The organism is Desulfopila sp. IMCC35006 (assembly GCF_005116645.1).
Lineage (GTDB): Bacteria > Desulfobacterota > Desulfobulbia > Desulfobulbales > Desulfocapsaceae > Desulforhopalus_A.
Window position 1 is genome coordinate 58985 of the sequence record NZ_SWCM01000013.1, and the last position, 14715, is coordinate 73699.

Below are 14715 nucleotides of genomic sequence, written 5' to 3' on the forward strand. Positions count from 1 at the left end.
CACCAGACACGGCTCTGGCTGGAAGGATAGGAAATGGATGATTTGGGTTAAAATCAAGCTCAAATAATAGCGCAAGGATGCTTATATAACACCAGCACGATTATGATGAAAGACTTTTTACTCTTTTTGGTGAATCTCGACGCATTAAGACATGAGAAGAGGAGTAATGAGGTGGTCACATAAAAACGGACGCATTCTTTGCATACTACTTCATTGAGAAAAATCCGGCCGTTTAAGGCACAATCAGGACCGGGCAGTAAATCGTGTTGAGCACCTTATGCGTGACGCTGCCGAGGAACAGACCTGCAATATCTGAGTGGCCATGCGAGCCCATGATTATCAGGTCATACTCCCTGGATTGTGCCTGCCTGGCAAATACCTCGCCTGCTCTGCCGGCAATGGCTTCCAGGCGATACGCCACGCCATTTTCCATAAAAATCATCTCCGCTTTATGGAGTATCTCTTCAGCAGTCTTTTTTCTGTTGGCTTTAATCCCCTCTATCAGAAAATCCGATATCCCCGATAATTCCCAGTTTCCCGCATCATAGCAAGTAACAACAGTAACGTGCGCCTCTGAGAGTTTAGCCAGAGTGAGGGCATAATTGGCAGCATTCAGGGAGGGGGGAGAGTTGTCAAAAGGGAGAAGAATTTTTGCTATTTTCATGAGCAACCTCCTGATCCAGGAATTTTGATGTCTGGCGGTGTTTCACATAAGAAACGAGCCGGCAGGAAACAGTATAATACCGCGCACGGCTTTATCAAAAAAATGGTTGAAAAATCACCTCGCTGAGCAAAAGGGTCGGGTTGCTTCCCGGCACAGCTAAGGAGATGAGGACTGTTACAGAAATATGATTATATTTGGTAGAAGCTTTAAAAGCTGCACCAGACCAACCACCACAAAACAGCAGGGAATTATTCTATGGCAGACATCGACCTGTATCGCTATTTTTTAAAAGATAGTATCCGCAAGACCATCGATTTTCATGCGAGCGACCAGAGCAGAGGAGTACCCGCACCCCCCCTGGAGGAACAGGTTGATCAAAAGCTGCCCCGTATCAGTCTGCCCGACAGAAAGTCCTGGCGTCCTGTTCTACAAGAAACTGACATCGTCGATGCTATTAGCAATCGGCGCAGCAGACGAAACTACAGTGACGCATACCTGAAAGTTGAAGAATTGGCATTTCTTCTCTGGACAACTCAGGGACCCAGGAATCCAGGGAATCAGACGCCTCATTTACGCACAGTCCCTTCAGCGGGAGCCAGACACAGTTTCGAGACGTACCTGTTCATCCACAGAGTGGAAAACATTGTCCCGGGTCTTTATCGCTATCTCCCCTTCTCCAATGAGCTTGTTTTAATGTACGCACTCGATGAGCAGAGCAAAAACAAGCTCTCCCGGGCTGTCTTTGGCCAGGGGTTTGTTGCAGGCAGTGCGGTGGTATTTGTCTGGACAACCGTGCCTTATCGCATGGAGTGGCGCTATCTGCAGGCGGCACATCGGGTCATCCTGCTCGATGCAGGTCATGTCTGCCAAAATCTCTATCTGGCCTGCGAGGCGATTCACGCAGGCACCTGTGCCATTGCCGCCTACGACCAGGAAGCAATGGACGAGTTGCTCCAGGTAGACGGCAAGGAACAATTTACCCTTTACCTGGCGCCGGTTGGCAAATATTAAAGAATGTGATTGCCCCTGAAACCCAGCCTGCCGGAATGGAAGGGTGTGAGCTGTTCGTTTTTCGGGTCTCTGCAGCCATGGACGGCTGCAGCGAAGCCCCCAGGGATGGGTTTACGGCGTCCCGGGAAACGAACAGCTCACATCCTGGTTCACTAGCTGAACATTAGGGGTAATCAGATTAAAGAATGTGATGAACACTCGAGTACAGCTTCGAAGATCCAGAGGGATATAGCCGAATTTTAGTGGTCAGCACAGGAAAGAATGACTTCATGCCTGCCCATAGAGCAAGTTTTGATCAGAACTCCACCCTTTTGCTTCGTCTGGAGCCTCCTTTTGTTCCTGTAACGGTTACACAAATTATTCCCTCGGCATTTCCCTGAAAATGGGGTAATCAGGGACGGTTTTGTTCAATGTAAACATCATTATTCAATCCTTGATAAAACAGCTTATTCAGAGGTTTTCAATGCACGGCTTACAAAAGAAATATGGGATTTGGACGGCAACCGCGATGGTTATCGGTATCGTCATAGGGTCTGGGGTTTTTTTCAAGGCGGATGACGTCCTGGCTGCCTCCGGCGGGAGATTGCCGATTGCCCTGCTCGCCTGGCTTATCGGTGGGGCGATTATGGTCGTCACCGCCTTTGTTTTTTCCAAAATTGCGACCCGGATTGAGAAGGTAAACGGGGTGGTCGATTACTTTGAAGAGGCCTATGGCTGGCGTGCCGGATATCTGGTTGCCTGGTTTATGACCTTTATCTATTATCCCACACTGGTGGCGGTTCTGGCCTGGGTTTCTGCCAACTACACCACGGGGCTGCTCGGCCTTGAGCACGGGGTCTGGCTGATAGCTTCGATCTATCTGGTCTTTTTCTTCCTGTTGAACTGCTATTCGCCGATACTGGCCGGAAGATGGCAGGTTTCGGCAACCGTCATCAAGCTTATTCCGCTTGGTCTCGTTGCCGTTGTGGGTCTTGTCACCGGTTTATTGAACGGGCAGACTCTTTCCAGTTTTACCAATGCCGCCAAAACGGTATCCAGCGGCGGAGGACTGGCCGTCGCCACCCTGGCCACCGCCTTTGCCTATGAAGGCTGGATTATCGCCACCTCGATAAATGCCGAGCTCAAGGATGCCAAGCGTACCCTGCCAAAAGCGCTCTTTTTCGGCTCAACAGCTGTGGTCATTATCTACATGCTTTACTATCTGGGAATTTCCGGGGTGCTTTCCAATGAGCAGGTGCTGGCTGCAGGAAATGATGCCCCGGTTCAGGTTATTTCTCTGATTTTCGGCCGGATGGGCGGAACACTGCTGACAGTCTTTGTCATTATTTCCTGCCTTGGCACCCTGAACGGGCTGATTATGGGGGCATCGCGCGGAATGTTCGCCATCGCTTCTCGAGGTCTGGGGCCGTATGCGGATTTTTTTGCGACAATCGATCCAAAAACCAACAGCACCAAAAATTCTGCAATCCTTGGGTTTATCCTTTCCGCGTTCTGGCTGCTGGTCTGGTATGGGAACTTCGCCGGCTGGTTCGGCAAATTCATGGATATTTCTGAACTGCCTATCGCTTTTCTCTACGTGATCTACATCTCACTTTATGTATGGGTCATGAAAAAATTCAGTGAGGCCGGCCCCATCACCAGGTTTGGAGCGCCACTCTTTGCCGGAGCGGGCTCACTGTATATTATCTGGGGAGCCATTCAGAAAGATATGTTCCTCCATTTTTTTGTGCTGACGCTGATAATTCTGTCAGCAAGCCTGCCCTTTATGCACCGAAAAAAAATACGGGTGCACTGGCATAGCTGATGTGTGCAGCCCGGACAAAGGGTATGTCTGCTGTCCGCAGGCACATCCTTTGTCGGGCGATTTCCCCTTCTGCCAACACCAGGCTGCGATGAATTGCCGTCCAAAAAACACTTCTGTTACCCGCAGCTGAACAAATACCGGGAATCTACTCCAGACCTGTTCGCCCGGGAGCCTGCATCGCTGCTCCCGGATCGGCAAGTGAGATATTTAGCTCCAGTACCTCGCAGTCATCTTTTCGATCCAGTGACAGTCTGATCTGATCTTCGTCGATCTGAATATATTTTCTCACCACCTCGAGAATATCTTGCTGGAGGCGAGGCAGAAAATCCGGCGTGGACGCGCGTCTTCGCTCATGGGAAACGATGATCTGGAGGCGCTCTTTGGCAACGGAGGCAGAGTCTGATAGTCTGGATCGGAATAAAAAATCGAAAAATTTCATATTATTAAGTTCTAAATAAGCGGGAAAAAATACTTCTTCTGGGGGCATCCAGGAAACGGAAAGGACGTTCCTGACCAAGGAATCTGTCTACCATATCGAAATACGCCTCGCCTGCATCGCTCTCTTCTTCGGTAAGTGTGACCGGTATCCCCGAATTGGATGCGGCAAGTACCCATTTGGACTCGGGCACAACGCCAAGAAAAGGTATTGCCAGAATCTCGTGAATATCGTCGGCACTGAGCATATCGCCCTTATCGACCCGGAGCGGATCATAGCGGGTAATCACCAGATGCTCTTTTACCGGTTCAAGATCCTGCTCTGCGCGGCGGGTTTTGCTCGCCAGCATGCCGATGATTCGGTCCGAATCGCGCACCGAGGATATTTCAGGATTGGTAACCACCAAGGCCTCATCGGCAAAATACATTGCGGTCATCGCCCCTTTTTCAATACCTGCGGGAGAATCGCACACAATGAAGTCAAAGCTCTGCTGCAATGTTGCAATCACCTCACCGACACCGTCCATTGAAAGAGCGTCTTTGTCGCGGGTTTGCGAGGCAGGCAGGATGAAGAGGTTGCTCACCCGTTTGTCTTTGATCAGTGCCTGGTTAAGCGAACCTTCACCATGAATGACGTTGAGCAGATCGTAAACCACCCTTCGCTCACAACCCATGATCAGGTCGAGGTTTCGTAAACCGACATCGAAATCAATGACAACTGTCTTATAACCGCGTACAGCCAGTCCCGCTGCAAAGGCGGCGCTGGTGGTTGTTTTTCCCACTCCGCCTTTACCGGAGGTAACCACTATCACTCTGGCTGATTTCTGTTCTGATTCTTCTGTAAGATTTTGTTCAATCATAATTATGAAAGATGACAAGGGGTTGAACTATTAATAAAACTCGTTCATGATGCAGGATTGAACGAGCCGACGACATCGAATTTCAGGCTGCCATTTTCAAGCGATACCATCACGCTTTGGTTAATAATTCTCTCATCCAGCAGCTCGTTGACGACATATTCGCCCGCGACGGCAACAAGCTCGGGGTTACACTGCAGGCTGAATATCCGCGCTGTAGTATCACCGTGTATACCGGCCAGGGCCCGGCCACGCAGGGCGCCGTAGATATGAATATTCCCCGCAGCAAGAACCTCAGCACCGGCATTGACCGAAGAGAGAATAATAAGATCTCCTTCCGGGGCAAAAACCTGCTGTCCCGAACGTACGGGAAGGGCTACTATCTTGGTCGGGGCAGTCTTGCCTGCCTGGCTTGTTACCGTTTCCGATGGCTCAGGCGGTTTCTCTTCTTTCTCGGCTACCGGCGCAGGGAGTTTTTCTTCTTCCGGGGCGACCGGCTCCGGCGGTTTCTCTTCTTTGACCGAGACAGTCTCTAAAGTTTCTGGGTCCGCAGGGGGATCGAAAGTTCTTTCGGTCTTGATGTCGGGCAGCAAGCCCAAGCCAGCAAGAAGCACTCGTTCTTTTTGACCCGCCGCACTGCCACGAACACCTACAGGAACCACGCCCAGACTGCGAAGCTTGTGCGACAGGTACTTAAAGTCCAGGGCCGCCTGCTGTTCCTCGTCCACCGCGCTCAGATCTATCAACAGAGGAGCACTTTTGAAAAAGGATCGCGCTTGATTCATTTTCTTTTCAAGTTGCGGATAGAGAGAATCAGCATCGGTTTCTTTGATGTGCAGCACGAGTATAGTGATTACGCTGCCTTTTAATTCAAACACCGATGTTTTATTGGCTGGGCTGATTGGATTCATGGAACGGTATTGACTTGGAGGAAATCGAAAATCATTATCTGTACCAATTCGTACAGTGTATTTCAAGGAGAAATTCTTTGCACATCCACAGTTTTCACCAGAAAAAATTTCGCGAAACTACTATTTCCCCGCCAGGGAAAGACTGGCAAGAGGCCCATACCTCTCAGCGCGATGAGCGACATTCCAATTCAAACATTGTTTTTCCCTGTCGATCCTGGCTTGTTTTCCATACAACAACCACGGAAAATGGTTTGGAAACACGGAGTAAAAAGAGTTTGCAATCAGTAGCATACAGATTATTCTATTACTTTTTTGCAGACAATTAGTCTCGCTGCTGACATCTTCTGCCCGGAATGTGGCCACCTTACCGAGATGGTGGTCGGTATATTCATCATTTCTTAATCTTGATGTGATATCAAGGACGCGAAAGATGCGATTACTTCATTTACAAGGAGCAGCAATGCGCAAAGATTTTCTCCCCTTTTCCAGGCCATCTCTCAGCGAAAGCGATATTTTGGCAGTCAATGAGGTTCTGCGGAGTGGCTGGATCACTACCGGACCAAAGAACAGCCAGTTTGAGGCGGATATTTGTACATACTGCGGCTGCGATGGGGCCGTGGCTCTCTCCTCGGCGACAGCCGGGATGCACCTTCTCCTGATGGCCCTCAATATCGGCCAGGGGGACGAGGTTATCACCCCGTCGATGACCTGGGTTTCCACCGTCAATTTAATCGTACTCATGGGTGCCAAACCAGTCTTTGCCGACATTGACAAAGATTCTATGCTCACCAGCGCTGAACTTATTGAGCCTCTCATTACGGACAGAACGCGGCTGATAATTCCTGTTGATTTTGCCGGGGCTGCCGTTGATATGGAGCCACTTCGCACCCTGGCGGCGTCTCGCTCGATTGCCCTGGTAGATGATGCCGCCCATGCGATTGGCACACAGTATAATGGCGAAAAGACCGGCTGCAGAGGAACGGCAATATTTTCCTTCCATCCTATCAAGAATATAACAAGCGGCGAAGGTGGCATTGTTTGTTCCGATGATGCAGAACTGTTGCGCACCATCAGAACCCTTAGGTTTCACGGCCTGGGTGTTGATGCCCATGACCGTCAGCAACAGGGCAGAAATCCGCAGGCTGAAGTGCTGGTACCGGGCTTCAAATACAACATGACGGATATATCTGCGGTTCTCGGTCTGGCCCAACTTGCCCGGCTGGAAAGCTTTATCGAGAAAAGAACCTTGCTTGCCGACCGGTATAGAGAGCTGCTGGCGGAGGTGGATGAAATTTTACCATTGCAGGTACCTGCTGTCACAACCCGCCATTCCTGGAATCTGTTTGTCGTTCGCCTGGATACCGATCGAGTGCGACTGACCCGCGATCAGTTTATGGAAGAATTAAAAAAGCGCAACATTGGCACAGGATTACATTTTCGTGCCGTGCACAGGCAGAAGTATTATTTGCAGAATATGCCGGTTGCGCCCGGCACACTCCCGGCGACGGAGTGGAATTCCGACCGGATCTGTTCACTTCCCTTGTTCCCTGATATGACTATAGACGATGTTGATAGCGTGGTGTCTGCTATCAAAGAGGTACTCAGTTGATGAAAGCAAAAGTCGATTTTTCCCTGGTTATTCCGGTATTCAACGAAGCGGACAACGTAAGTGAGCTGATCAGGCGGTGTCTTGCGGTCTGCAGGGCGGATGGCGGAACTTTTGAGATAATCCTGGTCGATGACGGCAGCAGCGATGGTTCAGATGAGATGATTATCCAGGCGGCAACAACCTATGGCCGCGAGATTGTCGGGGTTATACTCAATCGCAATTATGGGCAGCACGCCGCAGTAATTGCCGGCCTGGCGCAGTGCCGTGGGGATATTATCGTCACTCTTGATGCCGACCTGCAGAATCCACCGGAGGAAATACCAAGACTTCTGGAGGAAATACATAAGGGTTTTGATGTGGTGGGCACCATTCGCATCAATCGGCGCGACAGCTGGTTCAGGAAAACAGCCTCCAGCCTGATCAACTCTATGGTTCGGCGAACCACCGGGGTGATGATGCAAGATTATGGATGCATGCTGCGGGCATATCGCCGACCAATCATTCAGGCGATCCTCCAGTGTCGGGAGCACTCCACTTTCATTCCCATCCTGGCCAACAGCTTTGCTCGAAAAACCAGCGAGATCCCGGTCAAGCATGACTCCCGCAGCCAGGGCAATTCAAAGTATTCCATATTTAAACTTATTTCTCTGCAATTTGATCTGTTGACTTCCATGTCAACCTTTCCCCTGCGACTGCTCTCGTTTTTAGGGACGATTATTGCGCTCAGCGGCATAACCTTTGGCGTTTTTCTCATGATCATGCGTCTTCATATGGGTTCGGCCTGGGCCGCAGAGGGTGTTTTTACGTTATTTGCCGTACTTTTTGTCTTTATCGGCGCCCAGTTTATCGGCCTTGGCTTGCTTGGTGAATATATCGGTCGTATCTACCAGGATGTCCGCAACAGACCCAGTTATTTTGTCAGCCAGATAGTGACGGGAAGAGTGCAGGAACATTCCGTTACCCCTCTTGAAACTGCACGGTCTTTATCAGAAACCCATTCGTTTGTTCAAAAAGGAAAATAATGAAAGCTGTCGTTCTTGCCTATCACAATATTGGCTGCACGGGTGTGCGGGCATTGCTTCAACATGGAGTAACTATCCAGGCGATTTTCACCCATAAAGAGGATCCCGACGAAAATTTGTGGTTTGACTCTGTTGAGCAGCTGGCTGCAGAAAATGATATCCCTGTTTTAGCACCGGAAAATATTAATCACCCCCTCTGGATTGAACGAATCCGGGATCTGTCACCGGATATCCTTTTTTCTTTTTACTACCGTAAGATGGTTGGGAAAGATATTCTGCATATCCCGAAGATGGGGTGTTTCAACCTGCATGGATCTCTTTTGCCCAAATATCGCGGGCGATGTCCGGTTAACTGGGTGCTGGTCAACGGAGAAAAGGAAACGGGTGTTACCTTGCACCGGATGACACCGAAACCGGACAACGGCGATATTATCAGCCAGCGACGAATCGATATCTCTTTTACCGACACGGCGCTGACCCTGCATAAGAAGCTGACATCGGCGGCCGGGCGTCTCCTGGAGGAAATTATTCCTGCCCTTATGACCGGTAACTTCCCCAGCACCGTGCAGGTCCAGGCGCAAGCCTCATATTTTGGCGGCAGAAAACCTGCCGATGGCGAAATAGACTGGCACCGAAGCAATGAGCGGGTATACAACCTGGTTCGCGCCGTAACCAAACCGTATCCCGGAGCATTCAGTTATCTTGGTGACCGAAAGGTGATCTTCTGGTCGGCAAGCCTCGAGGAAGACCACTCAGACCAGCAGCCGGGGACTATTCTTTCCACCACTCCCCTGGTCATTAAATGCAGCGATGGAAGTCTCAAGGTCCATGCCGGACAAACAGAGGCCGGCCTGTACATGAGCGGCAAGCAGCTTGTTGACGAGGTTGGCCTGGCCGTCGGTATGCGTTTTGGCCAGAAAAGATCGAGGTCTTTTGGACAGAAAATTAAAAAGCATGTCCTCATCTTAGGCGCAGACGGCTTCATCGGCAACCATTTGAGCGAACGGCTGCTCGACAGCGGCCGCTATGAGGTTCATGCCATGGATCTCAGCAGTAATTCCATTGGCCGCTTATTCGGGACGCCTGGATTTCATTTCAGTGAAGGCGACATCTCTATTCACCGCGAGTGGATTGAATACCATGTCCGCAAATGTGATATCATCCTGCCTCTTGTAGCTATTGCAACACCGGCCGAATACGTGCGAAATCCGCTCAAGGTTTTTGAACTGGATTTCGAGGAAAATTTACGCATCGTTCGCTACTGCGCGAAGTACGGGAAGCGCATCATCTTTCCCTCGACCTCCGAAGTGTATGGTATGTGTCAGGAAAGTGAGTTTGATGAAGAAAAATCTAAATTGGTGCTGGGCCCGATTCACAAACAGCGCTGGATTTACTCCTGCAGCAAGCAGCTGCTTGATCGGGTTATCTGGGCATACGGAGTAACCAAAGGCCTGCAGTTCACCCTGATTCGTCCCTTCAACTGGGTCGGCCCTCGCCTCGACAATCTCGAATCGGCAAGAATCGGCAGCTCACGGGTCATTACCAAACTCATCTTGAACCTGGTTGAGGGGACCCCCATTCGTCTGGTGGATGGCGGCGCACAAAAAAGGTGTTTCACCGATGTAAAAGATGGGATCAGCTGTTTGTTTAAAATCATCGAGAACAAGGACCGGTGCTGTGACAGCAGAATTTTTAATATCGGCAACCCCGACAATGAAGCAAGCATCAGCGAACTTGCCCATCTTTTGACCGAAAAATTTGAGGCACACCCCCTGCGCCGGGAATTTCCACCTCTGGCGGGAATTCAGTCGGTGGAAAGCAGGGAATTTTATGGTCCGGGCTATGAAGATGTACAGCACCGCCGACCATCCATTCGACTGGCCAGACAACTACTGGACTGGGAACCGAAAATATTGCTTGCCCAGTCTGTTGAGGAGACACTGGATTACTTCCTGAAACAGGCCATTGAGACACAGGAAAGATGAATAAAACCGCCTGTACAACAGGGCTGCGCATTGATGTCGACACCTTGCGGGGCACGCGACTGGGGGTGGCCAGTTTATTGACTGCCCTGGCCCGACATAAGATTAAAGCGACGTTCTTTTTTTCGGTAGGTCCCGACAACATGGGGCGTCATCTCTGGCGTCTGCTGCGGCCGACATTTCTGGCGAAAATGCTGCGCAGCAAGGCGGCGAACCTCTATGGCTGGGATATAGTTTTGCGCGGAACACTGTGGCCCGGACCGATTATCGGCAGGTCCTGTGCCGATATGATCAGGCGCACCGCCGGAGCTGGTCATGAAATAGGCCTGCATGCCTGGGACCATCATCTCTGGCAGAAGAAAATAGACGTGATGTCTGAAGATCGGATACGATGTGAATTGCAGACGGGCAAGGAGATGCTGGAGCAGATTATCGGCATGCCTGTCCTCTGTTCGGCGGCACCTGGCTGGCGCTGCAGCAATAAGGCTCTTGCGGCAAAGCAATCTTTTGATTTTCTCTACAATTCGGACTGTCGGGGGGATTCGATTTTTTTCCCTGAGATAGATGGCGTAAAACTTGCTCAGCCGCAGATTCCGGTGACGCTGCCCACCTATGACGAGCTGATCGGCAGCAATGGTATCTCCAAAGCAAATTACAATACCCATCTGCTGTCTCTGATGCGATCCGATCAACTCAATGTACTGACGATCCATGCTGAAGTCGAGGGGGTGAGCTGTTCGGCTCTCTTTGAGAAGTTTCTCTCAATGGCAAAGAGAGCCGGCACTCGATTTGTACCGCTCAGAGAGCTTCTTGACTCGACACAATCGATCGGGTCGGCGCGGATAACCGAGGGAAATACCGAGGGTCGTGATGGCCTCGTTGCAACACAGGAAAAGGCCAGAAACGATGTCCATGAACAATAAGATCCTGCCAGTATTTCTCATTACTCTGTTCATTATTCTTTACCTGGTACCGTTGGCTGAGCGGCCGCTGATTATTCCCGATGAAACACGCTATGCCGAGGTGCCGAGGGAAATGCTTGCCACCGGAGACTGGGTTGTCCCCCGGATTAATGGGTGGCGCTATTTTGAAAAACCTCCCATGGGGTATTGGCTGACCGCGCTTTCTCTGTCTTTTTTTGGTGAGAACAATTTTGCTGTTCGCCTGCCCCAGGCTCTGTCAACCGGACTTACGGCACTGCTCATTTTTTTTCTCTGCAGCCGTTTGAGCAAACGCCGCGATTCCATGCTGCCATTTCTTGCCACCCTCGTCTATCTGAGCTCACTCGGCGTAATGGGTATTGGCACCTTTGCCGTTCTTGATTCGCAGCTGTCCCTGTTTCTCGCCGCCACCCTGTCCTTTTTTCTTCTGGCAACCGAGGCACCACCCGGCTCCGGCCGGGAACGGACTTTGTTATTATTGGCAGGAATCCTGGCGGGCTGTTCATTTCTCACCAAAGGATTTCTCGCCTTTGCCATACCGGTTATCGTCGCCGGCCCTTACCTGATGTTACAAGGGCGGTGGCGGGATACCCTGCGGATGCTGTGGCTGCCCATTGCCGGGGCCTTTGCGGTAAGCCTGCCTTGGGCGATGCATATCCATCTCCGCGAGCCCGATTTCTGGCATTATTTCTTCTGGATTGAACATGTGCAGCGTTTCTTATCGGATTCGGCGCAGCATAAAGAACCCTTTTGGCTGTATCTCGCGGCACTCCCCGGCATGTTTCTGCCGTGGACCCTCATGCTCCCCGCGGCGGCTATCGGTTTATGGAAAAAAACATGGTCGAAGGCGACGGAATTTCGACTTCTCGTTTTTTGCCTGTGCTGGTTCATTTTTCCCTTTGTTTTCTTTTCGATCGCCAAAGGCAAACTGATAACCTATATACTGCCGTGCTTTCCGCCTTTGGCCATTGTTTTCGCCATGGGTGTTGAGTATCTGCACACCAATGAAAAAATCAAAAACTATCTGCAGCAGAGTATAGCGGCAACCGGACTGCTTGCCCTCCTGCTGCTTGCAGCGCTTGCGGGATGTTACTTTTTCTGGCCGGCCGACCAGGTGCGGGCGTTTAACAGAATCCAGGAATGGCTCTTATTAGGCGGCGGATTCGCAACCATTTTTTTCGGTCAGGTTGCAGCCTTTCGCGCCAGAAAGATCCTGCATAAGATCGTCCTCTTTGCCGTCTCGTGCACATTTTTCTATATCATTGCCCAGTTTACCCTGCCGGCTCTTACCCTGCAGAGAAAGGATCCGGGAGCCCTTCTCTCACGTCATGCAGCGGGCATCACGCCGCAGACATATATACTCTCCGGGGAACAGGCTGCACGGGCGGTATGCTGGTATTTAAAGCGACAGGATATTTATATGGTGGCGCGGGCGGGGGAACTGCAATATGGTTTGAATTTCCATGACAATCCACGAAAATTATTGAGCCCGGCTGATGCGGCAGCTCTTATCACCAATCATCCCGGCCAGGTAGTTTTGATTGCCGATTACCAGGAATACGCACAATGGCAAAGCATCCTTCCACCTCCGGTTTCCATTGATTCCAATGGCAGCGAGGGGTTCCTGCTGCTCCACTATTGAGGCACAATCAGCTTTTGCCGATTCCTGCAAATCCATTGTGTCCAGAGAGCCCACACCGAACTCGCAGACAGCAACAATCGGCACCCTTTAATTCATACCGCAAAGAGTATGCAACCCATGATCACTGATAACCCTGCGCTCATCCAGTTCATCAAGTACGCGGTGGCGGGAGCACTTGCCACCATGACCCATATCATCGTCTTTCACCTAGCTGGTTGGAAGATTTTTCCGGTGCTTCAGGCAAAAGACCTTGCCGTACGTTTTTTCAAACTGTCCATCACAGCAACAGACGATGCCGCCCGGGCACGAAACTCGATGATCTGCAACGGTATCGCCTTTCTGTTCTCCAATATGGTGGCGTATATCATCAACGTTGCCTGGGTGTTTCATGGGGGAAGATATAATTTCATCCTCGAGATCCTGTTCTTTTATGCGGTATCCGGTATCAGTGTCTTTCTCGGCACGCTGCTGATGTCCGTTCTTATCAGACGGTACGGCCTCCTCACCACCTATGCCTTTGGCGCCAATATACTTGCAGAGGTACTGCTCAACTATGTTGTACGTAAATTCTTTATCTTCTCGGGATAATCTGCCCCGGATTACCAAGATAAACCGCACCGCCCGCCGTTACCTTCTCCCCCCTTCTCCTGTCGAGAACATGCCGGCGCGACACTAGACCTCCTCCTTTTCCGGAAAACGGTTCATGGATTGGCGTTTGAGCATCCAGCCAGGATATTCCTCGGGCAGTTCGCTGACCTCCTGCAGCCGTGCCAGCTCTTCAGCAGATAATTGTACATCGGGGGCCACCAGGTTGTCCGTCAATTGCTCGATCGTCGTGGCGCCAATGATCACGCTGGTGACCACCGGCTGGTGCAGCAGCCAGCTGAGAGCAATCTGGGGCACGGTGACATTTTTGTCCCGAGCGATGTCGCGCATCACGTCAACCACGTTAAACGCACGTTCTTTGGCAACCGGTGGAAAATCGAAATTGACCCGGCGACCTTCTCCGGAATCCTTGCCGTCGCGGTCATATTTGCCGGAAAGGAGTCCGCCGGCCAGGGGACTCCAGACCATCAGCCCGAGGTTCTGGTCTTGCAAAAGCGGGACGACCTCCCGCTCGAGGTCCCGACCGGCAAGGGTGTAGTAAGCCTGAAGGCTTTCAAAACGGTGCAGACTACACTTATCGGCGATCCAGAGCGATTTCATCAATTGCCAGGCTGCCAGATTGGAACAGCCGAGATAACGCACCTTGCCGGAATGTACCAGATCGTCAAGCGCCCGCAGGGTTTCTTCTATCGGGGTAAGCGCGTCGAAGCCATGGATCTGATAGAGATCGATATAATCCGTTCCCAGGCGGGTCAGGCTGTCCTCGACAGCCTGCATGATATGGCCGCGGGATAACCCGACTTCATTGGGGCCCGGGCCCATGCGGCCGAATACCTTGGTGGCCAGAACCACATCTTTGCGGCGTTGTCGAAGCGCCTTGCCGAGAATTGTTTCCGACTCTCCTTCGGAATAGACATTGGCCGTATCGATAAAATTGATCCCCGCATCCAGCACACGACCGACCAGAGTGTCCGCCGCATCCTGGGGCAATTGACCGATCACGCTCCAGAACCCCTTTCCGCCGAAAGTCATGGTGCCGAAGCACAACTCCGAGACCAGCAATCCCGTTCTTCCAAGCTGTTTGTAGCGCATCTTCGTATTCCTCCGTTGTATTGCGTGCCATGGAAATAACCAACCCGCATCTTTTGCTCATCGATGATCATGCACAATCATCCGTCGTATACAAGGACGGTAAATTCCCCTGAACGAAAGTCAATATTTCAAGAATGAA

The 14715-nt window shown here is 51.1% G+C and carries 13 protein-coding genes; 8 read left to right on the forward strand and 5 right to left on the reverse strand.

Going from position 1 to position 14715, the window contains the following annotated elements; genetic code table 11:
* Positions 1 to 232: 232 nt before the first annotated feature.
* Positions 233 to 664: a universal stress protein gene (locus tag FCL47_RS18945; RefSeq protein ID WP_136815223.1), complete on the reverse strand. Its 432-nt coding sequence runs from the start codon at positions 662 to 664 to the stop codon at positions 233 to 235.
* 255 nt (positions 665 to 919) lie between these two features.
* On the opposite strand from FCL47_RS18945, the gene FCL47_RS18950 reads away from it, so the two are divergent.
* Both FCL47_RS18950 and FCL47_RS18955 read left to right on the forward strand, forming a co-directional pair.
* On the forward strand, positions 920 to 1675 hold the full coding sequence (locus FCL47_RS18950) for a SagB/ThcOx family dehydrogenase (RefSeq protein WP_136815224.1): 756 nt from the start codon (positions 920 to 922) through the stop codon (positions 1673 to 1675).
* Positions 1676 to 2138: 463 nt separating this feature from the next.
* Positions 2139 to 3479, forward strand: a complete 1341-nt coding sequence (locus FCL47_RS18955; protein WP_136815226.1) for an APC family permease — start codon at positions 2139 to 2141, stop codon at positions 3477 to 3479.
* 145 nt (positions 3480 to 3624) lie between these two features.
* Here the strand turns inward: FCL47_RS18955 and minE are convergent, their stop codons facing one another.
* The 3 genes from minE to minC are packed head-to-tail and all read right to left on the reverse strand — an operon-like array spanning position 3625 to position 5682.
* Positions 3625 to 3918, reverse strand: a complete 294-nt coding sequence (minE, locus tag FCL47_RS18960) for a cell division topological specificity factor MinE (RefSeq protein WP_136815227.1) — start codon at positions 3916 to 3918, stop codon at positions 3625 to 3627.
* 4 nt (positions 3919 to 3922) lie between these two features.
* Complete coding sequence (gene minD, locus FCL47_RS18965) at positions 3923 to 4774, reverse strand: septum site-determining protein MinD (protein WP_136815229.1); 852 nt, start codon at positions 4772 to 4774, stop codon at positions 3923 to 3925.
* 44 nt (positions 4775 to 4818) lie between these two features.
* Positions 4819 to 5682: a septum site-determining protein MinC gene (minC, locus tag FCL47_RS18970; RefSeq protein ID WP_136815230.1), complete on the reverse strand. Its 864-nt coding sequence runs from the start codon at positions 5680 to 5682 to the stop codon at positions 4819 to 4821.
* 460 nt (positions 5683 to 6142) lie between these two features.
* Between minC and FCL47_RS18975 the strand changes: the two genes are divergently transcribed.
* The 6 genes from FCL47_RS18975 to FCL47_RS19000 all read left to right on the forward strand — a co-directional run bounded on the left by FCL47_RS18975 (position 6143) and on the right by FCL47_RS19000 (position 13466).
* Positions 6143 to 7291, forward strand: a complete 1149-nt coding sequence (locus FCL47_RS18975) for a DegT/DnrJ/EryC1/StrS family aminotransferase (RefSeq protein WP_136815232.1) — start codon at positions 6143 to 6145, stop codon at positions 7289 to 7291.
* Entirely contained in the window at positions 7291 to 8313 is a 1023-nt protein-coding gene (locus FCL47_RS18980) for a glycosyltransferase (protein ID WP_136815233.1), read from the forward strand. The genes FCL47_RS18975 and FCL47_RS18980 overlap by 1 nt, the downstream gene beginning before the upstream one ends.
* Positions 8313 to 10298, forward strand: a complete 1986-nt coding sequence (arnA, locus tag FCL47_RS18985; protein WP_136815235.1) for a bifunctional UDP-4-amino-4-deoxy-L-arabinose formyltransferase/UDP-glucuronic acid oxidase ArnA — start codon at positions 8313 to 8315, stop codon at positions 10296 to 10298. Before FCL47_RS18980 ends, arnA begins: the two co-directional genes overlap by 1 nt.
* Complete coding sequence (gene arnD, locus FCL47_RS18990; RefSeq protein ID WP_136815237.1) at positions 10295 to 11218, forward strand: 4-deoxy-4-formamido-L-arabinose-phosphoundecaprenol deformylase; 924 nt, start codon at positions 10295 to 10297, stop codon at positions 11216 to 11218. Before arnA ends, arnD begins: the two co-directional genes overlap by 4 nt.
* On the forward strand, positions 11208 to 12878 hold the full coding sequence (locus tag FCL47_RS18995) for a phospholipid carrier-dependent glycosyltransferase (RefSeq protein WP_167496569.1): 1671 nt from the start codon (positions 11208 to 11210) through the stop codon (positions 12876 to 12878). The genes arnD and FCL47_RS18995 overlap by 11 nt, the downstream gene beginning before the upstream one ends.
* A 117-nt stretch (positions 12879 to 12995) precedes the next feature.
* Positions 12996 to 13466 (forward strand): GtrA family protein, encoded by a 471-nt coding sequence (locus tag FCL47_RS19000; RefSeq protein ID WP_167496570.1) that lies wholly within the window; start codon positions 12996 to 12998, stop codon positions 13464 to 13466.
* An 84-nt stretch (positions 13467 to 13550) separates the two neighbouring features.
* Here the strand turns inward: FCL47_RS19000 and FCL47_RS19005 are convergent, their stop codons facing one another.
* On the reverse strand, positions 13551 to 14576 hold the full coding sequence (locus tag FCL47_RS19005) for an aldo/keto reductase (RefSeq protein WP_136815241.1): 1026 nt from the start codon (positions 14574 to 14576) through the stop codon (positions 13551 to 13553).
* Between the last annotated feature and the right edge of the window lie 139 nt (positions 14577 to 14715).